The 20,101-nt window shown below is 64.0% G+C and carries 18 protein-coding genes and 2 pseudogenes; 7 read left to right on the plus strand and 13 right to left on the minus strand.

Going from position 1 to position 20,101, the window contains the following annotated elements; all coding sequences use genetic code 11:
- The first annotated feature begins 99 nt into the window (after positions 1 to 99).
- Entirely contained in the window at positions 100 to 573 is a 474-nt protein-coding gene (locus ACP7B7_RS30000) for an IS630 family transposase (protein WP_426079133.1), read from the plus strand.
- Between the two features lie 272 nt (positions 574 to 845).
- Here the strand turns inward: ACP7B7_RS30000 and ACP7B7_RS30005 are convergent, their stop codons facing one another.
- Entirely contained in the window at positions 846 to 1,193 is a 348-nt protein-coding gene (locus ACP7B7_RS30005) for a sensor histidine kinase (protein WP_426079134.1), read from the minus strand.
- On the opposite strand from ACP7B7_RS30005, the pseudogene ACP7B7_RS30010 reads away from it, so the two are divergent.
- A pseudogene (locus ACP7B7_RS30010) lies at positions 1,179 to 1,226 on the plus strand (hypothetical protein); the annotation flags it as partial. The gene ACP7B7_RS30005 and the pseudogene ACP7B7_RS30010 sit on opposite strands and share 15 nt — an antisense overlap.
- A gap of 120 nt (positions 1,227 to 1,346) precedes the next feature.
- Here the strand turns inward: ACP7B7_RS30010 and ACP7B7_RS30015 are convergent.
- The 5 genes and pseudogenes from ACP7B7_RS30015 to ACP7B7_RS30035 form a co-directional block, all read right to left on the minus strand.
- A pseudogene (locus ACP7B7_RS30015) lies at positions 1,347 to 2,249 on the minus strand (HAMP domain-containing protein); the annotation flags it as partial.
- Complete coding sequence (locus ACP7B7_RS30020) at positions 2,242 to 2,922, minus strand: response regulator transcription factor (RefSeq protein ID WP_308925426.1); 681 nt, start codon at positions 2,920 to 2,922, stop codon at positions 2,242 to 2,244. The gene ACP7B7_RS30020 and the pseudogene ACP7B7_RS30015, both read right to left, overlap by 8 nt.
- A 17-nt stretch (positions 2,923 to 2,939) precedes the next feature.
- Complete coding sequence (locus ACP7B7_RS30025) at positions 2,940 to 4,367, minus strand: efflux transporter outer membrane subunit (RefSeq protein WP_426079115.1); 1,428 nt, start codon at positions 4,365 to 4,367, stop codon at positions 2,940 to 2,942.
- Positions 4,367 to 7,504 carry an efflux RND transporter permease subunit gene (locus tag ACP7B7_RS30030; RefSeq protein WP_426079116.1) on the minus strand — a complete coding sequence of 1,046 codons (3,138 nt, stop codon included), beginning with the start codon at positions 7,502 to 7,504 and terminating at the stop codon, positions 4,367 to 4,369. The genes ACP7B7_RS30025 and ACP7B7_RS30030 overlap by 1 nt, the downstream gene beginning before the upstream one ends.
- A gap of 10 nt (positions 7,505 to 7,514) precedes the next feature.
- Positions 7,515 to 8,666, minus strand: a complete 1,152-nt coding sequence (locus ACP7B7_RS30035; RefSeq protein WP_308925429.1) for an efflux RND transporter periplasmic adaptor subunit — start codon at positions 8,664 to 8,666, stop codon at positions 7,515 to 7,517.
- 168 nt (positions 8,667 to 8,834) lie between these two features.
- On the opposite strand from ACP7B7_RS30035, the gene ACP7B7_RS30040 reads away from it, so the two are divergent.
- Complete coding sequence (locus ACP7B7_RS30040; protein WP_426079117.1) at positions 8,835 to 10,004, plus strand: PQQ-dependent sugar dehydrogenase; 1,170 nt, start codon at positions 8,835 to 8,837, stop codon at positions 10,002 to 10,004.
- Between the two features lie 59 nt (positions 10,005 to 10,063).
- The gene (locus ACP7B7_RS30045) at positions 10,064 to 10,366 is read left to right on the plus strand and encodes a hypothetical protein (protein ID WP_308925431.1); all 303 of its coding nucleotides are present in this window, start codon (positions 10,064 to 10,066) and stop codon (positions 10,364 to 10,366) included.
- A 13-nt stretch (positions 10,367 to 10,379) separates the two neighbouring features.
- Here the strand turns inward: ACP7B7_RS30045 and ACP7B7_RS30050 are convergent, their stop codons facing one another.
- A complete protein-coding gene (locus tag ACP7B7_RS30050) occupies positions 10,380 to 10,763 on the minus strand; it encodes an MmcQ/YjbR family DNA-binding protein (RefSeq protein ID WP_426079118.1) in 384 nt (127 codons plus the stop codon).
- A gap of 32 nt (positions 10,764 to 10,795) precedes the next feature.
- Here ACP7B7_RS30050 and ACP7B7_RS30055 point away from each other — a divergent pair, with 32 nt between their 5' ends.
- Together ACP7B7_RS30055 and ACP7B7_RS30060 are read left to right on the plus strand one after the other, a co-directional pair.
- Positions 10,796 to 10,996 (plus strand): hypothetical protein, encoded by a 201-nt coding sequence (locus tag ACP7B7_RS30055; RefSeq protein WP_426079119.1) that lies wholly within the window; start codon positions 10,796 to 10,798, stop codon positions 10,994 to 10,996.
- A 228-nt stretch (positions 10,997 to 11,224) separates the two neighbouring features.
- The gene (locus ACP7B7_RS30060) at positions 11,225 to 11,896 is read left to right on the plus strand and encodes a CCXG family PEP-CTERM protein (RefSeq protein ID WP_426079120.1); all 672 of its coding nucleotides are present in this window, start codon (positions 11,225 to 11,227) and stop codon (positions 11,894 to 11,896) included.
- A 73-nt stretch (positions 11,897 to 11,969) separates the two neighbouring features.
- On the opposite strand, the gene ACP7B7_RS30065 is transcribed toward ACP7B7_RS30060, so the two are convergent.
- The 6 genes from ACP7B7_RS30065 to ACP7B7_RS30090 all read right to left on the minus strand — a co-directional run bounded on the left by ACP7B7_RS30065 (position 11,970) and on the right by ACP7B7_RS30090 (position 18,955).
- Positions 11,970 to 12,953, minus strand: coding sequence for an FHA domain-containing protein (locus tag ACP7B7_RS30065; RefSeq protein ID WP_426079121.1), 984 nt, complete (start codon positions 12,951 to 12,953; stop codon positions 11,970 to 11,972).
- Complete coding sequence (locus ACP7B7_RS30070; RefSeq protein WP_426079122.1) at positions 12,950 to 14,362, minus strand: S1 family peptidase; 1,413 nt, start codon at positions 14,360 to 14,362, stop codon at positions 12,950 to 12,952. The genes ACP7B7_RS30065 and ACP7B7_RS30070 overlap by 4 nt, the downstream gene beginning before the upstream one ends.
- A 68-nt stretch (positions 14,363 to 14,430) precedes the next feature.
- On the minus strand, positions 14,431 to 15,084 hold the full coding sequence (gene ribA / locus ACP7B7_RS30075; protein WP_426079123.1) for a GTP cyclohydrolase II: 654 nt from the start codon (positions 15,082 to 15,084) through the stop codon (positions 14,431 to 14,433).
- A 176-nt stretch (positions 15,085 to 15,260) separates the two neighbouring features.
- Complete coding sequence (locus tag ACP7B7_RS30080; RefSeq protein ID WP_426079124.1) at positions 15,261 to 17,501, minus strand: PhoX family protein; 2,241 nt, start codon at positions 17,499 to 17,501, stop codon at positions 15,261 to 15,263.
- Positions 17,502 to 17,621: 120 nt separating this feature from the next.
- Complete coding sequence (locus tag ACP7B7_RS30085) at positions 17,622 to 18,008, minus strand: DoxX family protein (protein ID WP_426079125.1); 387 nt, start codon at positions 18,006 to 18,008, stop codon at positions 17,622 to 17,624.
- Positions 18,009 to 18,253: 245 nt separating this feature from the next.
- Positions 18,254 to 18,955 carry a pirin family protein gene (locus ACP7B7_RS30090; protein ID WP_426079126.1) on the minus strand — a complete coding sequence of 234 codons (702 nt, stop codon included), beginning with the start codon at positions 18,953 to 18,955 and terminating at the stop codon, positions 18,254 to 18,256.
- A 164-nt stretch (positions 18,956 to 19,119) separates the two neighbouring features.
- Between ACP7B7_RS30090 and ACP7B7_RS30095 the strand changes: the two genes are divergently transcribed.
- Positions 19,120 to 20,058 carry a LysR substrate-binding domain-containing protein gene (locus tag ACP7B7_RS30095; protein ID WP_426079127.1) on the plus strand — a complete coding sequence of 313 codons (939 nt, stop codon included), beginning with the start codon at positions 19,120 to 19,122 and terminating at the stop codon, positions 20,056 to 20,058.
- Positions 20,059 to 20,101 lie beyond the last annotated feature (43 nt).

The following is a 20,101-nucleotide window of genomic DNA, read 5'->3' on the forward strand; positions in this document are numbered from 1 at the left end:
GTTGTTGAGCGTGTCATAAGTTCTCCAGTTGGTGAAGTTTACCAAACTAGAGTGTCCGAAAAAGTCAGGGTACCTCAGTGAACTGCTGTTTTATGACGAATCTGGTTCAGCCCGAATCCGCCGATTCAGTCCGGTTGGTCGCCGATTGGGCAGACGCGTGGCGTGGAACCGCTATCGCATGGTGAGCGCGTGAATGTTCTGGGTGCGCTCAGCCATGACCGCAAGCTGTACTGGCGAACGCAACGTCGGCCGACAGTACGCGACGACATGATCGCTTTTTTCGACGAGCTCGCGGCACAAAAACATACCGTGCCGCGCATTGTCGTACTGGACAATGCGTCATTTCACAAGGGGCCGCAGATTGAGAAATACCGACGAAAATGGATGGCACAGGGGCTGTTTCTGTATTACTTGCCCCCTTACAGCCCGGAACTGAATCGCATCGAGATCCTGTGGAAACAGGCCAAGTACTTCTGGCGCCGTTTCGCCGGCCTGAAAGGAAGTGAGTTGTTGAGCGAGGTGGAATCCTTGATGAAAGGTTTCGGAACTGCATTCACAATAAATTTCGTCTGACTACTTAGCCGGTATTGCCAGTGCATCAGCAATGTTGCGTTGCTGCTTTAAGGTGCTGCTGCGTCAGCTCCTGATAGTGTTCAAAGCTCATCAGCACATGCGTCAGTCGGCCTTGATCCGTGCTGAACACTGGTCGTAACAGTCATGACGAAAGCTCGCATGCATTGATTGCTGTAGAAAATTTACTACATGAATCAAGTGGGTGCAAGCGTTTTAGCTATCAAAAACCACTCAGGTCGAAGCAGATACCGGCCGCGGCCGCGGCGTCGACATTAAGCCTGTTTTGCTACCGCTATGGCATGCGCGTCAATGCTCAGCACCGCCCTTAGTCCCGGCAGGTTGTCCCCCAGCACCAGGCTGCCGCCATGCAATTGTGCCACCGCTGACACCAGGCTCAGGCCCAGGCCCACGCCCGGCGTGCCGCGGCTTGCGTCGCCGCGGTAGAAGCGTTCGACGACTTTCTTTTTTTCCTGGTCCGGCACGCCGGGGCCGTTGTCGGCCACCACCAGTTCGATCGATAGCGGCGAGCTGCGGCGCGCGTGGATGGCGATCACGCCTTGTGCCGGCGCGTATTTCAGCGCATTTTCGACCAGGTTGCCGAGCGCCTGCGCCAGCAGCAGCGGATCGCCGGCCGCATTCAGGTTGCCCTGCGGCAAAAAAGTCAGGCTGACGTCGTTCAGTTCCGCCACCGGCAAGTAAAACTCCGTCACTTCCGCCGCCAGCTTGGCCAGGTCGACCGGCACGAAGCCGCCACGGCGCGTGCCGCTGTCGATCTCGGCCAGGCGCAGCAAGGCGTTGAAAATCGCCATCACGCGGTCGACGTCGTTGATGGCGGCGTCGATCTCGGCATAGGTGTCGGCTTCCGGCGGGCGCGTGACGGACAATTCCTCGAGCCGGGCGCGCAGTTCCGACAGCGGCGTGCGCAGGTCGTGGGCGATGGCGTTCGACACGTCCTGCACGCTGTGCACCAGGTGCTCGATCTGGTCCAGCATGCCGTTTACGGTATGGGTCAGCATTTCCAGTTCGTCGCCCTGGTGCGGCGTCGGCAGGCGCTGCGTGAGCTTGCCGGCGATGATGGCGGCGGTGGTCTGGCTGATGCTGTCGACCTTGCGCAGCAGCACGCGGCGTATCAGCAGGGCGCCCAGCACCGCCACCAGCAGCACGGCGCAAGCGCAGCCGAGCAGGCCGCGCACGAACAGTTTTTCCAGTTTTTCAAAGCGATTCAGGTTGCTGGCCAGCAGCAGCCGGTAGCCGCCCGGCAGCACCGTGTGGGTCAGCTCGACCCGGCGTTCGATGCCGTCCACCAGCAAGGTCGCCGAGCAGGGGCTGGTATGGCTGGGGGCGCCGGTCGGCCAGGCGTCGAGGTTGCCGGCCAGCTTGACGCCGTTCGGCGCCATGAACAGCATCAGCCGGCCCACGCCCTGGTAGGTGCCGCTGGTCTGCGCCTCGATCGCCACCGACAGCGCGCCCGGGCCATTGCTGGCGAACAGTTTCGACAGGCGCTCGGTATCGGTTTGCAGCAATTCCGTGCGCACCTCTTCCACATTGGTTTTCCAGGTGTACCACAGCGGGCCGGCGAACATGGCCAGCACCAGCAGGCTGACGGCCACGTAGCCGGTGGCGATGGTGCGCGCCGAAAAGGCGGGCACGCGCAGCAGGGAAAACCGCTTAGGCATGGTCGCTCAGCATGTAGCCGGCGCTGCGCACCGTGCGCAGCAGCTGGGTGGGAAAGCCGGCGTCGATCTTCTGGCGCAACTTGCTGATATGCACGTCGATCACATTGGTCTGCGGATCGAAATGGTAGTCCCACACATTTTCCAGCAGCATGGTGCGCGTGACGATCTGGTTGGCATGGCGCAGCAGATACTCCAGCAGCTTGAATTCGCGCGGCTGCAAGGTCAGTTGCTTGCCGTCGCGCATCACCTTGTGCGTCAGCAGGTCGATCGACAGGCCGCCCAGCGCCAGGCTGGTCTCCACGCTTTTTTCCTGCGAGCGGCGCAGCAGGGCATCCAATCTCGCCAGCAGCTCGCCAAACGCAAACGGTTTGATCAGGTAATCGTCGCCGCCGCTTTTCAGGCCACGGATGCGCTCGTCGACGCCATCGAGGGCGCTGAGGATCAGGATCGGCACCCGGTTGCCGCTCTTGCGCAGGGTTTCCACGATGGCCAGGCCATCGATGCCGCCCGGCAGCATGCGGTCCATGATGATGGCGTCATAGGTGGCACTGACGGCGTGGTACATGCCGTCGCGGCCATTGTCGGCATGGTCCACCGTGTGTCCGGCCTCGCCCAGTCCCTTGATGACGAAGCGCGATACGCGCTCGTTGTCTTCCACTAATAATAATTTCACTGCCAGCCTCGTCTCGATCAGGTCGCGCCGTGTTCGCGCCAGCCGCCACCGAGCGCACGGTACAGTTCCAGCAGGCTGTTCCAGCGATTCAGGCGCGCCGCGACCAGGGCGATCTGCGCATTGTACAGGTCGGTCTTGGCGTTCAGCACGCTCAGGTAATCGTCGACGCCGTTGTCGTAGCGCAGTTCGGCCAGGGCCAGGCGGCGCTGCTGGGTGTCGCTGTAGGCCTGCCGCGCCGCCAGTTCCGCTTCATAGGTGCCGCGCGCGGCCAGGCCGTCGGCCACTTCGCGAAACGCCACCTGCACGCTTTGTTGGTATTGCGTGACGCCAATATCTTTCGCGATGCGCGCCGCATCGAGATTGGCCTGGTTGGCGCCGCCGTCGAACAGCGGCAGCAGCAATTGCGGCGCGAACGACCAGGCGCCCGAGCCGGCGTTGAACAGATTGCCCAGGCTGGAGCTGGCGGTACCGGCGGTGGCCGTCAAGGCGATACGCGGAAAGAATGCAGCGCGTGCGACGCCAATGCGCGCGTTTTCCGCACGCAACAACGCTTCGGCCTGCTGCACGTCAGGGCGGCGCAGCAGCAGGTCCGACGGCAGGCCGGCCGGGATGTCGGCCATCAAGGCCAGGCCGCGCAGCGGTACCGGTGCGGCCAGGTCGGCCGGCAACTGCTGGCCCAGCAGCAGCACCAGCGCATTTTTTGCCTGCGCCTGCTGGCGTATCAAGGCCGCCTGGTTGGCCTGCGCCTGCTGCACCACGCCTTGCGCCAGGGTGGCGTCGAGCTCCGATCCGGTGCCCGTGTCATAGCGCAATTTGGCGATACGGTATGATTCGCGCGCTGCGGCCTCGGTATCGTTGCTGACCACCAGCTGTTCACCGAACGCCAGCATCGACAGATATTGCTCGCTGACCTGGGCGACGAGCACGATCTGCGCCGCCTGGCGCGCGTGGCTGGTCGCCAGGTATTGTTCACGCGCCACGTCGTCGAGCGCATTCAGGCGGCCAAAGAAATCGAGCTCCCACGAAGCCGACAGCCCGGCGCTGCGGTTGTAGCTGACGCCACGGTTGCGATTCGCGTCATCGGTGCTGGCCGCATTGTTCTTGCTGTTGCTGCCAGCGACGGACAGATCGACTTGCGGCACCTTGGCCGCTTGCTGCAGCTGCAACTGGGTACGCGCCTGCTCGACCCGCAGCATGGCCACGCGCAAGTCGCGGTTGTTGTCGAGCGCGATGCGCACCAGGCGGCGCAGGCTGGCGTCGCCCAAAAATTCAGCCCAGCCGGTGTCGAACGCCGAGCGGGCGGTGTCCGTTTTTTCGGCCGCGTAGGCCGGGCCGGTGGGGTAGGCGGCTGGCGCCGCATCGGGGCGCTGATACGGTTCCTGCAGCGCGCAGCCGGCCAGGGCCAGGGCGCTGGCGGCAGCGAAAACGGTTTTCAGATAAGTCATCAGTGCGCTCCTTCTACCGCGGCGGCCGGCGTGACGGCAGCCTGTTTGGGCTTGCCCGCCACCAGCACGTAAAACAGGGGGATCATGTAAGTGGCCAGGAACGTGGCGCTCAGCATGCCGCCGATCACGCCGATGCCCAGTGCCTTCTGGCTGGCCGCGCCGGCGCCGGACGCTAGCGCCAGTGGCAGCACGCCCAGCACGAACGCCATCGAGGTCATGATGATGGGACGCAGCCGCAGCTTGGCCGCTTCCATGGCGGCGGCCAGCGGTGTCGCGCCATGCTGCTGCAACTCGCGCGCAAATTCCACGATCAGGATCGCGTTCTTGGCCGACAGGCCGATGGTGGTCAAGAGCCCCACCTGGAAGTACACGTCATTCGACATGCCGAACAGGCTGGCCGCTCCCAGCGCGCCCAAGATGCCGATCGGCACCACCAGGATCACCGAGACCGGCACCGACCAGCTTTCATACAGCGCGGCCAGGCTCAAAAATACCACCAGGATCGACAGCGCATACAGCAGCGGCGCCTGCGCACCGGCTTTTGACTCTTGCAAGGAAATGCCGCTCCATTCGTAGCCTATGCCTTGTGGCAATTGCTGCGCCAGCCGCTCCATGGCGGCCATGGCCTGGCCCGTGCTCTTGCCGGCGGCCGGTTTGCCGAGAATCTCGGCCGCTTCCACGCCGTTGTAGCGCTGCATGGCGGGCGAACCCCAGGCCCATTCGGCGCTGGCAAACGCCGAGAACGGCACCATGTCGCCCTGCTTGTTGCGCACGTGCAGCAGCTTGATATCGTCCGGGTTCATGCGGAACGGCGCGTCGGCCTGCACGTAGACGCGCTTGATGCGGTTGTCGGTGTCGAAGAAGTTGTTGATGTATTTCGAACCCCAGGCGGTGGAAAAGGTCTGGTCCACTTCGCTCAGCGAGACGCCCAGCGCGGCCGCCTTTTCATGGTCGATATTGATTTTATAGGTCGGGTTGTCGGCCTGTCCCGTAAAGCGCACCTGCATCAGGTCCGGGTCCTGGCGCGCCAGGTCCAGCAACTGGTCGCGCGCCTTGGCCAGCGCCGCGTGTCCCAGGTTGCCCCGGTCCTGCAGCTGGAACGAGAAGCCCGAGGCGGAACCGAGGCCACGGATAGGCGGCGGTTCGATCGGCGTGATCAGCGCGCCCTGGTAAGAGCCATAGCGGGCCGCAATGCGCGCGCCGAGCGCCGACACGGCCAGATTGGCATCCTTGCGCTCGCCCCATGGCTTCAGGCGCACGAACAGGCGGCCCAGGTTCTGCCCGCGGCCGTTCGAATTGGCGCCGTTGATCATCATGGTGGCGTCGACCATCGCCGCCTCGTCCTTCAGCAAGTAGCTGCTGATCTCATCGAGCACGGCACCGGTGCGCTCCAGCGTGCTGCCGGCGGGCGTTTGCACCTGCACGAACATATAGCCCTGGTCCTCGTTCGGCAGGAAGCCGCCCGGCAGGCGCATGAACAGCCACAGCACCACGCCGATCAGCGCCGCGTACACCAGCAGCCAGCGGCCCTTGTTGCGCACGATGCCGGCCACGCTGCCCAGGTAACCGTCGCGGCGCGCGTCGAACGCGCGGTTGAACCAGCCAAAGAAACCTTTTTTATCGGCATGGCCCGGATCGGGACGCTTCAGGACCATCGCGCACAGCGCCGGCGTCAGCGTCAGCGCCACGAACACCGACAGCAGCATCGAGGCCACCACCGTCAGGGAAAACTCGCGGTAGATGGCGCCCACCGTGCCGCTGGAAAACGCCACCGGCACGAACACGGCGCACAGCACCAGCGCCACGCCGATCAGCGCGCTGCTGATCTGGCCCATGGCTTTTTGCGTCGCCTCGAACGGCTCCAGGCCGTCTTCATGCATCACGCGTTCGACGTTTTCCACCACCACGATGGCATCATCGACCAAGAGGCCAATCGCCAGCACCAGGCCGAACATCGACAGGGTATTGATGGTAAAGCCCATCGCCGACATCACGCCGAAGGTACCCAACAGCACCACCGGCACCGTGATCGACGGGATCAGGGTGGCGCGCACATTCTGCAGGAACAGATACATCACGAGGAAGACCAGGATGATGCCTTCGATCAGGGTTTTCACCACCTCATGGATCGATACTTCGATAAACGGCGTGACGTCATTCGGATACACCACGCGCAGGCCGCGCGGAAAGTAGGGCGCCAGTTCGATCAGGCGCGCGCGCACGGCTTCGGCCGTGGCCAGCGCATTGGCGCCCGGCGCCAGTTGAATGCCCAGGCCCGACGCGCTCTTGCCGTTGTAGCGCACGTCGACGTTGTAGTTTTCAGGGCCCAGCGCGATGCGCGCCACGTCGGCCAGGCGCACCCTTGCGCCGTCTGGCAAGACTTTCAGCAGGATGCGGCCGAACTGCTCGGGCGTGCGCAGCAGGGTGGCCTGGGTAATCGTGGCGCTCAGCATCTGGCCCGGCACCGAGGGTGAACCACCCAGCTGGCCGCCGGAAATCTGCACGTTCTGGGTCTGGATCGCCTGGTTCACGTCCAGCGGCGTGAGCGCATAGCTGGTCAGTTTGACCGGGTCGAGCCAGACGCGCATCGCATACTGCGTGCCGAACAGATTCATGCTGCCCACGCCGGGAATGCGGCTCAGCGGGTCCTGGATATTCGACGCCACATAGTTCGAGATATCGAACTTGCTCATGCTGTTGTCGTCCGACACGAAGCCGGCCACCATCAGGAAGTCGCTGGTCGATTTCGTCACGCGCAGGCCCGACTGCTGCACTTCGGCCGGCAGGCGCGAGGTGGCGGACTGCAATTTGTTTTGCACCTGCACCTGGGCAATGTCCGGGTCGGTGCCCGGCGCAAACGTCAATGTCGTCGTCGACTGGCCCGTGTCGTCGCTGGTCGACGACATGTACAGCAGGTTGTCGATCGCGCTCATCTGCTGTTCGATGACCTGGATCACGGTATTTTGCAGGGTTTCGGCCGAGGCGCCGGGGAAGGTGGCGGCGATCTGCACCACCGGTGGCGAGACGGGCGGGAATTGTTCGACCGGCAGCTTGAAGACGGCGATGCCGCCGGCCAGCATGATGATCAGCGACAGGACGATGGCGAAAATCGGGCGGCGGATAAAGAAATGGGACATGCGGCGGTCCTCAGTTCTGTGCCACGGCGGGGGCCGGGGACGCTGCCAGCACCTTGACGGCGCTGCCGGGCTTGAGCTTCTGGATGCCGCTGACGATCACGCGCTCGCCGTCCTTCAGGCCGCTCTCCACCAGCCACTGGCCGCGCAAGAGGGTCGTGGCGACCACCGTGCGCTGCTGCGCCTTGCCGGTGGCGTCCACCAGCATCACCGTCGCCTCGCCTTGCGGGTTGCGCGTGATGGCCGGTGCCGGCACCAGCATGGCGCCTTCGCGCACGCCCTGTTTCACTTCGGCGCGCACGAACATGCCCGGCAGCAGCAAGTGTTGCGGATTCGGGAAACGCGCGCGCAGGGTGACCGAGCCGGTGGCCTGGTTCACCGTCACGCCGGAAAACTCCAGCGTGCCCTGCTCGCCATAGCTGCTGCCGTCTTCCAGTTTCAATGTCACGCTGGCCTGCTCCTTGCCGCCGCTCTTCAGGCTGCCATCCGTCAACTGGCGGCGTAGCGCCAGGCCTTCGGCGCTGGACTGCTGCAAGTCGACATACATGGGGTCGATCTGCTGCACCGTGGTCAGCAAGGTGGCGGCGCCGCCCTGCACATAGGCGCCTTGCGTCACTTGCGACACGCTCGAGCGCCCGGCGATCGGCGCCGTCACATTGGTATAGGCCAGGTTGATGCCGGCGCTGGTGACGGCGGCTTTTGCGGCGGCCACGTCGGCGGCCGCCTGCAGTTGCGCGGCCAGCGCGTTGTCGTAGGCCTGCTTGCTGACGGCATTGCCCTTGATCAGCACCTGGTAGCGTTCCAGCTGCGCGTTGTTGCTGACCAGATTGGCCTGCGCACGCTGCAGCTGCGCCTCGGCGCTGGCCAGCGCGGCGCGGTAGGGCGCGGCGTCGATCTGGTACAGCGCCTGGCCGGCGCGCACGTCGGCGCCTTCGGTAAAGCTGCGTTTCAGGACCACGCCATCGACGCGGGCGCGCACTTCGGCGATCAGGAACGGTGCCGTACGGCCAGGCAATTCGACGCTGAGCGGCACGGCGCCATGGCGCACCGTCAGCACGGACACCTCCGGCGTGGTGCTGGCGGCCGGTTTGGGCGCGGGGCTGCAGGCAGCCAGGGTCAACAGGCAAAGGGGAGCGAGAGGGCGTAGACGGGACAAGGAGGGCATGGCGCAATTCCAGAAGTCGGACAAGAACAAGGAGGTTTGTTGCACTGCACTATGCCTGCGTGCCGCTTACGCCAGCCTTTGCGGAACATTAAATTTTTTTAATGTTGGTTTATGCTGGCACGACTAGGCTGTACGCTTGCCATTCATGTCACGATCCAGGAGAAAACCATGCCTCATTTACGTTCCCTACGCGCCACGGCGATTGCCGCCGCCATGCTGGCCTTGAGCTTGCCCGCCCACGCCGAACTGGCCGCCAGCGGCGAGCCGCCGGCCGCGAAACAGGCTTGGCGTGCCGTGACGGTGGCCGAGGGCGTGCGCCAGCCCTGGGGCATCGCCTGGCTCGGCGACGGCCGCGCGCTGGTCACCAGCAAGGAGGGGAGCTTGCATATCCTGAACGGCCAGAAATTCGACGAGGTGGCGCTGGAAGGCATGCCCAAGGTATTCACGGGCGGGCAGGGCGGCCTGCTCGATATCGTGCTGCACCCGCAAGATGCGGCGAAACCGAATCCGCGCGTCTACATGACGGTGGCGACCGGCACCAACGAGGCGAATCGCACGACCCTGGTGCAGGGTGTGTTCGATGGCAAGAAGGTGACGGGGATCAAGACCTTGTTCAAGGTCTCCACCGACAAGAGTGGTGGCCAGCATTTTGGCTCGCGCCTGCTGTGGCTGCCGGACGGCACTTTGCTGATGAGCGTGGCCGATGGCGGCAATCCGCCGCTGCGCATAGGTGACCGGCTGGCGCGCGAGCAGGCGCAAAACCCGGCCACCCACCTGGGGGCTATCCTGCGCCTGACCGACGAAGGCAAGCCGGCGCCCGGCAATCCGCTGGCGGCCAAGGGCGCCTTGCCGGAAATCTGGTCGATGGGCCACCGCAATATCCAGGGCCTGGCGCGCGATCCGGTCTCGGGCCGCATCTGGGCTACCGAACACGGCCCGTATGGTGGCGACGAGCTGAACCTGGTGGTGGCCGGCGGCAACTACGGCTGGCCGCTGCAGGGCTATGGCGCCGACTATAAAACCCATGAACCGGTGGGCAAGCATGAAGTGGCCGGCATGATCGGCCCGAGCGTGGCCTGGGTGCCGTCGCCGGCGCCATCGGGCCTGGCCGTGTATTCGGGCGACAAGATTCCCGCCTGGCGCGGCAGCGTCTTCAGCGGCGGCCTGGCGGCCAAGGATATCCGCCGCGTGGCGCTCGATGCTGCTGGCCAGGTGACGGGCCAGGACCGCCTGGCCATCGGCGAGCGCGTGCGTGACGTGAAGCAGGGACCGGACGGTTACCTGTATGCGCTGACGGACGAGAGCAACGGCAAGCTGCTGCGCATCGTCGCGCAATAAACCGGCGAGCAAGGCGCCGTCTGCTTTAAGATGGCGCCTTTGTCCAGGAAGAGTGATCCATGGCCCGTGATACCTATGCCTACCGGCAGGTCGCCGTCGAATCGCGCGAGATTCAAGGCAAGCTGGAAATCCGCCCGGTGCCGGGGCAGGCGTTCTCGCCCGAGCTGGCCGTGCAATGCTCGCGCCGCCTGCTTGACCTGCGGCGCTACCCGCTGGGCAGCCGTTTTCTACTGTTCGCCAAACTGACCGACCGCCTCGGCGGCACGCCGTATCTGTACGCCTGGCATGGCGACGCCGATGTGTTGATGACGCCGGCCGAAGTGACAAAATTTCTCGGCGAATTCCGGCGCGGACGCATCTGACGCTGGCTTGATGTCAGGGACTGGTCGAGATGGTTTTCGCCAGGTCGCTCGGCGCCTTGCGCCGCCAGGCAGCCGTCAGGGCCGCCGCCAGCATGTCCAGTTCGGCGTCCGCCAGGCGCACCGTGATGCCGGCCAGCCGTTCTCCCCACAGCAGTTTTTCGCAGCCGGCCGGCGAGATGACGGTGGCGATATGCGCCGCTTCCGCATCGAGCAGCACATTGATGTGCTCATCGTCGGGCAGGGTGGCGAAGATCTTCCCGCCGACGCGAAACGCGGGCCGGTCGTGGTGCTCTTCCTCGGTGGTATCGGGAAATGACAATGCCAGATAGCGTAGTTCTTCCAGGTCGACCATTTCCTCTTTCTCCCTCAACGGACAGACAGTAATGTATGTGTGCATTTTGCCATGCTGCTTCGCCGCGTGGGGCCGGCATGCGTGAAAAGAATGCGGCGCCATGCGACAGCCGCCGCACCGTTTGTGGCGTCGGCGCGACACCCTGGCCGCATCGGCAACCGCGTCTGGGCAAGCCGCAAGCCGCATTTTTCCTCGCCGCACCGAATTTCATTGATTGCAAGAATAGTATCTTTGATTGCAAAAAGAAAAATTCTTTGCATTTGAGAATTTTCAGCTAAAATAGCGTCATTGTCTTGCCTGACCCGTCAATCGTTTTGATCCTGTTCCGGAAACCCGACCCTTTTCCAGGACGCTTGTGGCGCAATCGCGCTGCCGCAAGTCCGCCACCCGCGCGGGGTTCATGCCACCGGCCGCTCATCCCTGCAGTTTGCAGCGCACCGCCGACACGCCTCAATGCAGCGTGAATTCAGCTGAAGCGCTCCCATGCCTTTATTACTGGATACATCATGAAAAACTTGCCTAAATTTGCCTTGTCCCTGATCGTCCTTGGTGTGTTTGCCCACGCGAACGCCAGCACCATCACGATTTCAACCGGCTACTCCACCGCCAGTGCACAGACCAGCGCTGATGCCTACAAGAACGTGGTGAATGCCGCCGTCGTCACGCCGGGCGCTGGTTATGGCAGTACCAGCGTGTCGAGCTACGACAATGTCAGCAATAGCAGCCTGTTTGGCAGCAATGCCAACATCGCTTCGCGTTCGGTCATCGACTTCGGCGTCAGCGCCAGTCAGGCCGGTGCCTGGAGTTTCCGCAGCGGCGTGGACTTCGGCAAGGGCGGCGCCCTGTTCCTTGATGGCGTGGCGCTCGACTACAAGAGCAGCGACATGTGGTGGGCCGGCAATTACAACAACGCCAGTCAGTTCCTCAGCGGTTCGACAGTGCTGTCGGCTGGCAATCATACCTTGAGCATCTATGGCCTGGAAGGCTGTTGCGATGGCGGCCAGCAAGTGCAGTTCAAGGCTGGCAACAGCAGCTTCGCCAGCTTCAGTTCCACCGACGGCCTGGCCTCGGTCTCGCCGGTGCCGGAACCATCGACCTACGCCATGATGCTGATCGGCCTGGGCTTGCTGGCTTTTACAGGCCGCCGCAGCGCGCAGGCCGTCAAGTTCCAGGCATAAGCAGGCTGGACTGCATTAAAAAAGCCCGCTGGCGCGTTACCGCGCCAGCGGGCTTTTTATTGGTGCGCAGCGTTTATTCGCCGCTGTCGTCCTCGCTGTCCTCATCGCCGCTGCCGCCCTTGCCGCGTTCGGCATCGACGCCTTTTTGCAGCGCCTGCGCATCCTTGAACAGGGCGTCGGTCGTATGGTCGGGACTGAGGCGCAGCACCGGCGGATACAGCACCGACATATACAGTTCGTCGGACAGGCGGCCATTGAGTTGCAGATTGCTCAGCAAAATCATGGTCGAGCCGAGAATGGCCAGCACCGCGCCCACCAGCGCGAAGCGGCGCGGGTGCTGGGGCTTGATGGTCCACAGGTGGAAGAAAATCATGGCGCAGACGATGACGATGAACAGATGGCGTCCATAGCGGGTCAGCGATTCGAGCGACAGCGCATAGGCGGCCATGCTGCTGGCCAGTTCCCACACTTCCATCGCCACCAGGCCGCAGCCGATGATGAACACATGGCGCCCGAAACGGGCCGTCTGGCCGAACAGGCGGTTGGCCACCGCCCAGATCGAGGCCCACACCAGGCCGCCGGCCATCGCATAGGCGACGATCATCAGATAGGAAATCGGCTCGAACTTTTCCGCGTCGCCGAGCCAGTTGCTGAAAGCGGCCGAGGCGGCGATCATGGCCAGGCCCGCCACGGCCGGGCGCAATCCCTCCCAGCCATGCATGGTGGTGTCGCCGCGCTCGGGCGCCACCGGCTGGTCGGCGCCGCGCACGCGCAGCCGCGTGTGGCCCAGGCGCACCACGGTGTCGCCGTGCAGGGCCAGGGTCGCCTGGCGCTGGCCCCGGTGGATCACGCCGTTATGGCTGCCCAGGTCGCGCAGCAGCAGGCCGCCCTCGCCGTCGTCTTCGACGATGGCGTGCTCGGGCGCCGTATGCGCGTCGTCGAGGATGAAGTCGTTGTCGTAGCCGCGGCCGATGCGGATCGGCAGGGATGCCACGCGCTGGCGCTGCTGCACCTCGCCATTGGCGGCCAGGATCTCGATGTAGTAGGGCGCTCTCATGGCTTGCCCGCCAGTTTGGCTGACGGCGTGCGCGTCAGCGCTTCGAGGAAGGTGCGCGTCACGCGCAGGCCGTTGGCATACGACACGCCGCGCGCGTCGATGCGGCTTTGCAGGTTCATCAGTGGCTCATCGGTGCTGGCGGCCAGCAGGGCAAAATCATACAGGCCGGGAAATTTGCGGTAGGCGCGCACGCACACCAGGGCGCGCAGCGGCAGGCTGGCGTTCCTGACGAACTGCTCGGTGCAGTGCGGGCCCGTCAGGTGGGCGCTCTTGTAGTTGCCGAAGCTTTCGTTCTTGAACGAGGTGCTGGCCAGTTCGGCAAAGCGCAGCGCGCCCAGCTCGCTGCTGCGCAGGAACTCGTGGCGCATCGACACCTGCCCCGTTTGCAGCGCGCCGGAAATGAAGATCGCCGATTCCATCGCGCAACTCGTATTGTCGATGGTATAGGGCTTGTCGGCCTTGACGTTCGAACGGCCCCAGCAGCGCATCTGTTCCGATTCGCGCACCGGCACGCGATACGGCCCCATGGCTTTCAGGCTCAACGGCGTTGCCAGCAGGCGCGCCAGCATGGCGTCCTGGTGCGCCAGCAATTGCGCGGTGACCACCGGCTTGAAGTCCTTCGGCGGCTTGACCAGGCGCGCCGCCTGCTCCAGCAACTGCTGGGCGTAGCGGGCCGGCACCAGGAAGCTGACCAGTTCGCCGTCCAGGCGTTTCGATACATTGATGCCGGCCACGTCGCCGCTGGCCGTCACGCTGGGCCCGCCGCTCATGCCGGAATTGATGGGGCCCGTAAACATCAGCTGGTCGTAAAAGCTGCGCGTGACGACGCCGTTGTAGGCGCCTTCGGAAATGGCAAAGCCCAGGTCCAGCGGATTGCCCATCGAATACAGGTACTGGCCTTGCGTCAGGGTGGCCAGCTGCGCCGGCATCCGGAAAAAGCCCGTGCCGTGGCGGTTGACACGAATCACGGCCAGGTCGTGCAGCACATCGACCGCCAGCAATTCCACGTTGCCGCGCTGGCCGGCCGTGTCCACCCATTCGCCGACATAGGTGTCCGGGTCGAGCGCGAATTGCGACACCACGTGGTAGTTGGTGACCACCAGGTCGCCCGTGCCGATCAAGAAGCCCGAGCCGACCGACGACTGCGTGCGGCCATTTTTCAGCAGCACCCGCACCTGCAATATGTCGGCGCGCGCGGCCGTGTACAGCTTTTGCGCGGCCGAGGACGGCGGTGGCAGGGCGGCATGTTCGGTGGCGGCGGGCGCTGCCGTGGCGGGCGGCGGTTTGGCGGGGGAGGCTGGCGCCGCGGTGGCGGACGCAGTAGCGGCAGGGGCCGGCGCGGGAGCGGCGTGCGTGCCGGCGGCGGCAGACAAGCCGGCCAGCAACAAGGCAGTGTTAAATAATTTCATGCATCCTTGGGGCGTGAAGAAAGCAGGTGGCGCACCGGGCGCCACGCGCCCGGCCCGCGTGGCAAAGCTTACAGGGCGCCGTCTTCCAGCGCCGGCGCTTCGGCCGGTCTCATCATGTGGCCAAGCTTGCTTTCCTTGGTGTTCAGGTAGTGCTGGTTGAAGGCGTTGCGGTTGACCAGCAGCGGCACCCGTTCGGCCACCGTCACGCCCAGCGCTTCCATCGCCGCGATCTTGCGCGGATTATTGGTCATCAGGCGCAGGCTGTGGATACCGAACTGCGCGAACATCGGCTTGCACAAGGTGTAATTGCGCGCATCGGCCTTGAAGCCCAGCTGTTCATTGGCCTGCACCGTGTCGGCGCCCGCTTCCTGCAGGCGGTAGGCGCGGATCTTGTTGATCAGGCCGATGCCGCGTCCTTCCTGGCGCAAATACAGCAAAATGCCGCGGCCTTCCTCGGCGATGCGTTTCAGCGCGCCTTCCAGTTGCGCGCCGCAGTCGCAGCGCTGCGAAAACAGCACGTCGCCGGTCAGGCATTCGGAATGCACGCGCGCCAAGACCGGGGCGCCGTCGCCGACATTGCCCAGCACCATGGCCAGGTGCTCCTTGCCGGTCGCGTGTTCGACAAAGGCGTGCAGCGTGAACTGGGCCCACGGCGTCGGCAGTGCACAGGAAGTCGTGTAATCCAATTCGCCTGTCGCCAGGAGGTCCGCGCCGCTTTGCATGGTTGTGCTCATATAAGTAAGTGTCAAAAATAAAAGGCGCGCGGCACCACTCCGGTGCCGGCGCGCCTTGCCATCATACCAAAAAGCAGGAAAACGGTTTCCGCTGCTGCTATTTGGTTGATGCAATGCCTGGTGATAGGCCTGTACTTAAGGACACTTCACTGTTTTGCAAGGCATCAGCTGCCGATGCGTCCGCCATCGTTCTTGGTGATCACGATGGTGGCCGAACGCGGACGCTTGCCGGCGCCGTAGCCGGCGTTCGACGGCCACTGGCTGGTGTACTTGGTCGGGTCGCCGATATTGGCCACCGACGTCGTCTCGCCCGGATGCTGGATATTGATGAACATGGTCTTGCCATCGGGCGTTTCGCTGATGCCGGTGATTTCCGAACCGACCGGCCCCACCAGGAAGCGCTTGAGCGTGTCGGCGGTGGGCTTCTTGCCGATAAAGGTGTCGACCGCCAGGGTGCCGCCGGCCACCGTGGCATAGTTCAGCGTGCTCTTCGCGCCGTCGCCGACCTTGCCGGGGATGGCCGCCAGCATCATGCAGTTGGTGACATCGGTGTAAGCGCCATCGTCGGTCTGGATCCAGCAGATGCCGGTGTACGGGCTGAAGGCCAGGCCGTCCGGGCTCGAGAAATCCTGGTCGGCCGTCAGGCTGGACAGGTTGATCTTGCTGGCGTCGGCGCCGCTTTCGGCGCCGAACAGGTAGACGTCCCAGGTAAAGGCGGTGGCCGCGGCCGCGCCGGTGCCTTCCTTGAAGCGGATGATATGGCCGTTCGGGTTGCCGTTTTGCGCCGTGGTGCCCTTCATGTCGGTGTAGGCGCGCGGGTTGGCGCTGTCCGGTGCCAGCTGCGACGAGCCGCTCGGATTGACGGTGCGGTTCGAATTGTTGGTCAGCGTGTAGTAGATCTCGCCGTTGGCCGGGTTGACCGAGCACCATTCCGGGCGATCCATTTTGGTCGCGCCGACGGCGTCGGCCGCCAGGCGGGCGTTGACCAGCACATCGGCCAGGTCGGCAAATTTATAGGCGCTGTAGGCCTGGATCAGCGCGTTCGACATGGCCAGCTCGATCCACTGGCCGCTGCCGTCGGCGGCCAGCTTGGCCACGTACAGCTTGCCCGAATCGAGGTATTTGTCGCCGGTGGCGATGCGGTCCGCCGGCGTCGCGTCGGCGGCGGCCCAGACGGCGGTGGTGACGAATTTGTAGATGTATTCATTGCGCGAATCGTCGCCCATGTAGACGGCCAGCTGCTGGCCCACGGTCGGCACGCTGAACGCGGCGCTTTCGTGCGCGTAGCGGCCCAGCGCGGTGCGCTTGCGGATCACTTTGGTCTTGTCGTACGGGTCCATCTCGACGATATAGCCCATGCCGTTCAGTTCGTTGCGGTAGTCGTCGCTGCCGTTGCTCGAGGCGCCGATCTTGCTCAGGTTCCAGCGCGCGTACTTGTCATCGCTGCCGCCGGTTTCCCAGCCGTGACGCGAGGCACCGCCCTGGCTGCGGCCGTAGCGGTTCAGCGAAGCGACCGATTTGTCATTGCCGCGCGCGGCATTGTCGGTGGCCGAGCGGGTGAAGTAGCCGGCCCAGTTTTCTTCGCCGGTCAGGTAGCTGCCCCATGGCGACTTGCCGGTGCCGCAGTTGTTGATGGTGCCGCGCGTCCTGGTGCCGGTCGGCGAGAATTTCGTCACCAGCAGCGCATTGCCGCGCACCGGGCCGGAGATGTCGATCTCGGTCAGCGGCGTGACGCGGCGGTTGAAGGCGGAATCGTTGACGGTGGCCCAGGTGCTGCCGGTTTTTTTCACTTCGACCACGCTCAGGCCGTGCACGGCCACTTCCTTGTCGACTTCGGCCGCAGGGCGCGGCAGCGAGGTGGTGCCGCCATTGACGTGCAGGAAGTGCGACGACAGTTTTTCGTCGGTGGTCGCTTCGTGGTTCATCGCCAGGACGCCCCGTTCGGCGCCGGACGCCAGCGGCGCGCCGGCGGCGGACAGGCCATAGTATTCCATGCCGTCATGGTGGTCGCCGGCGCGGTTGTCGAAATCGGTATCGCTGCCGTCGTTCTTGTAGGCAGGGGTGGTGCTGCGCAGCGAGTCGCCCAGCGCGTACAGCGCGGTGGCGGTATAGCCGGCCGGTACCGAGACCACGTCGGCCAGGCTTTTCGGCACGGCGGTAAAGGCCAGCAGTTTTTCCGCTGGCGGCGTCGGCGTGACGGCGACCGGGTCGCTATCGCCACCACAGGCGGACAGACCCATGGAGCCCATGACGGCGGTGGCCGCCGTAACGGCGCTGCCGCGCAGCCAGTTGCGGCGGCTCAGGCGCGCATTCAGGATGCTGTTGAAATGGTTGTCGTGGGACGCGTTGCTGTCAATGTCGTTCAGATCGGCGGCGCTGATGGCCAGATCGTTGGGCTTGTTCATGGGCTGCGGTGTCCTGTGGTTGTGTGATGTAAATGGCAACCGGATGATAGTCATTTCATGTGACAGGCTTGTGTCAGCTGGATGACAGTCTGATGACAGGTGAAGCAGCCCAGGCCGTACTTATTTCACCTTGGCAAAGCCGCGTTCCACCAGTAACAGCATGCCGCCAAAGATGGACAGGTTTTTCAGGAAATTGGTCAATTGATCCTGGTAGTGGGCGGCGTCGGCGGCCCAGAATGCGTGGAAGACGAGTGTGGTCGGAATGAGGAACAAGGCCAGCGCCAGGGCTGCCCAGCGCGACTGCCAGCCGGTAATCAACAGCAGGCCGCCGCCCACTTCCAGTGCGATCACGCCAGCGAGCAGGATAGTGGCGAACGGCAGGCCCATGCTGCTCATGTAGCCGGCGACACCGGCATAGCCGCCGATTTTCAGCAGGCCGGAAACAAAGAAGAGCACGCCAAGCGCGGCGCGGCCAGCAGGGTACAGCAGGGCGGTAGTGTTTTTCATGATGAGATCCAGGTTCTTGTTATTGTTGAGGTGGCTGGCTGTAGCGGGCCAGTTGGCGCGCTACAGCCGGTTCAATGGCATCGCTTAGAGCCTATCCCAGTAGTGAGCGTCTTCTGCTTGCAGCTCATCAGGAGCGCGGACAAGGCGCGAGGAGGCCGCATGGCGAGCCATGCAACGACGAGCAACGCAGTCTCCGCTTCTGAGGGGCGCCAGCAGGGGGCGTATTCATCTACTGGGATAGGCTCTTAGTAGGGCAGGTCGAACAGCAAAACTTCGGCATCTTCGGCATTTGCCAGCGTTACTTTGGCTTCCTGCGTCAGTTTCAGCGCATCGCCGGCTTTCAAGGGCGTGCCGTTGACCACCAGGCTGCCGCGGATCAGGTGCACATACGCGGTGCGGCCTTCGTCCAGGGCATGTTCCAGCGCATCGCCTTCTTTCATGATGCTGGCGTAGATCGAGGCGTTCTGGTGGATCAGTACCGAGCCCTGGCGCCCGTCGGAAGATGCCACCAGGCGCAGCTTGCCCTGTTTGGTTTCCGGCGCGAAGTGTTTCTCTTCGTAGCTGGGGGCGATGCCCGTCACGTTCGGCTGGATCCAGATCTGCAGGAAATGCAGGCCATCCGTTTGCGAGTGGTTGAACTCGCTGTGACGCACCCCGCTGCCGGCGCTCATGCGCTGTACATCGCCGTAGTGCAGGACCGAACCGGTGCCCATGCTGTCTTTATGTTCCAGTGCGCCGTCCAGCACATACGAGATGATCTCCATGTCGCGGTGGCCGTGGGTGCCGAAACCCTGGCCCGGCGTGACCCTGTCTTCATTGATCACCAGCAATGGACCGAAACCCATGTGTTTCGGGTCGTGGTAGCTGCCGAAAGAAAAGCTGTGGTGGGAATTGAGCCAGCCGTGGTTTGCTGCGCCGCGTTCTTCGCTATGACGGATTTGTAACATGGTAGGACTCCATTTCTTCGTAGGTTAATGTGCGATAATTTCGAAGGATCGTTGCCCTTGTTGCCGGGCTGACTTCGTCTTTCGTGATGCGATGAAGAGAGTATAGGCCCGTCATACGAGAAAGAAAAACGGAAAAATTACCGCTCTATGATCGAAAAAATCGAATGCTAAGACTCAGCCTGGAAGCCCTGCAAATTGTCGACGCCATCGACCGCCGCGGCTCGTTCTCGTCGGCCGGCAAGGAACTGCACAAAGTGCCGTCGACCATCTCGTATACGGTGGCGAAACTCGAAGACGACCTGGGCGTGCAGGTGTTCCAGCGCAACGGCCCGAAAGTGATGCTGACGGCGGCCGGCCAGGAATTGCTGAAGGAGGGGCGCTATCTGCTGAAGGCCGCGCAGGACCTGGAACACCGCGTGCGGCGGGTGGCCTCGGGCTGGGAAACGGAACTGGCGATCGGCCTCGATTCGGTGTTTTCCGCGCTGGCGCTGGCCGGCGACATCACCGCCTTTTATAAGGTGGCGCAGCAGACGCGCTTGCGGCTGGTGCAGGAAACCTTGTCCGGTACCTGGGAAGCGCTGCTGGAACGCCGCGTCGACCTGCTGGTCGGTGCGCCCGGCGACGGCCCACCCGGCGGCGGCTATATCGCCCAGCCGCTGGGCATGCTGGACTTCGTGTTTGCCGTCGCCCCCACGCACCCGCTGGCGGCGATCGATCGGCCGCTGACGCGCGGCGACCTGCAGCATCACCGCGCCGTGGTGGTGGCCGATTCGGCGCGCCAGCTGGCGCCGCGCACGGTGGGCCTGCTGCTGGGGCAAGATGCCTTGACCGTGCCCGGCATGCAGGTAAAATTCGATTATCAGGTGCTGGGCCTGGGCTTCGGCTTCCTGCCGGGACCATGCGCGCGCGCCGCCATCGCGCGCGGCCTGCTGGTGGAAAAAACGGTGGAAGAGCCGAAGCCGGCCGAGACCTTTTATCTGGCCTGGCGCGTGGGCGAGGACGGTGCCGCCCTGCGCTGGTGGATGGCGCGCATGCGCGAGCCGGAACTGTTCGCCCGCCTGACCCGCTACCTGCCCGGCGAACCGTCCCTGCCATCGGCCTGAGCGAGGACATGGGCGCGCCGCTTTCATTCTGTGGGGCTGCAAA

The organism is Janthinobacterium sp. PSPC3-1 (assembly GCF_049896105.1).
In the GTDB taxonomy this organism is placed as follows: domain Bacteria; phylum Pseudomonadota; class Gammaproteobacteria; order Burkholderiales; family Burkholderiaceae_D; genus Janthinobacterium.

Excerpts from the sequence above, each read along its gene's own strand:
- ACP7B7_RS30085 (WP_426079125.1), bottom strand. The coding sequence starts at position 18,008 with ATGAAAAACACTACCGCCCTGCTGTACCCTGCTGGCCGCGCCGCGCTT.
- ACP7B7_RS30035 (WP_308925429.1), bottom strand. The coding sequence starts at position 8,666 with ATGCCCTCCTTGTCCCGTCTACGCCCTCTCGCTCCCCTTTGCCTGTTG.
- ACP7B7_RS30080 (WP_426079124.1), bottom strand. The coding sequence starts at position 17,501 with ATGAACAAGCCCAACGATCTGGCCATCAGCGCCGCCGATCTGAACGAC.
- ACP7B7_RS30065 (WP_426079121.1), bottom strand. The coding sequence starts at position 12,953 with ATGAGAGCGCCCTACTACATCGAGATCCTGGCCGCCAATGGCGAGGTG.
- ACP7B7_RS30045 (WP_308925431.1), top strand. The coding sequence starts at position 10,064 with ATGGCCCGTGATACCTATGCCTACCGGCAGGTCGCCGTCGAATCGCGC.
- ACP7B7_RS30090 (WP_426079126.1), bottom strand. The coding sequence starts at position 18,955 with ATGTTACAAATCCGTCATAGCGAAGAACGCGGCGCAGCAAACCACGGC.
- ACP7B7_RS30060 (WP_426079120.1), top strand. The coding sequence starts at position 11,225 with ATGAAAAACTTGCCTAAATTTGCCTTGTCCCTGATCGTCCTTGGTGTG.
- ACP7B7_RS30050 (WP_426079118.1), bottom strand. The coding sequence starts at position 10,763 with ATGCACACATACATTACTGTCTGTCCGTTGAGGGAGAAAGAGGAAATG.
- ACP7B7_RS30025 (WP_426079115.1), bottom strand. The coding sequence starts at position 4,367 with ATGACTTATCTGAAAACCGTTTTCGCTGCCGCCAGCGCCCTGGCCCTG.
- ACP7B7_RS30030 (WP_426079116.1), bottom strand. The coding sequence starts at position 7,504 with ATGTCCCATTTCTTTATCCGCCGCCCGATTTTCGCCATCGTCCTGTCG.
- ACP7B7_RS30040 (WP_426079117.1), top strand. The coding sequence starts at position 8,835 with ATGCCTCATTTACGTTCCCTACGCGCCACGGCGATTGCCGCCGCCATG.
- ACP7B7_RS30055 (WP_426079119.1), top strand. The coding sequence starts at position 10,796 with ATGCGTGAAAAGAATGCGGCGCCATGCGACAGCCGCCGCACCGTTTGT.
- ACP7B7_RS30070 (WP_426079122.1), bottom strand. The coding sequence starts at position 14,362 with ATGAAATTATTTAACACTGCCTTGTTGCTGGCCGGCTTGTCTGCCGCC.
- ribA (WP_426079123.1), bottom strand. The coding sequence starts at position 15,084 with ATGCAAAGCGGCGCGGACCTCCTGGCGACAGGCGAATTGGATTACACG.
- ACP7B7_RS30095 (WP_426079127.1), top strand. The coding sequence starts at position 19,120 with ATGCTAAGACTCAGCCTGGAAGCCCTGCAAATTGTCGACGCCATCGAC.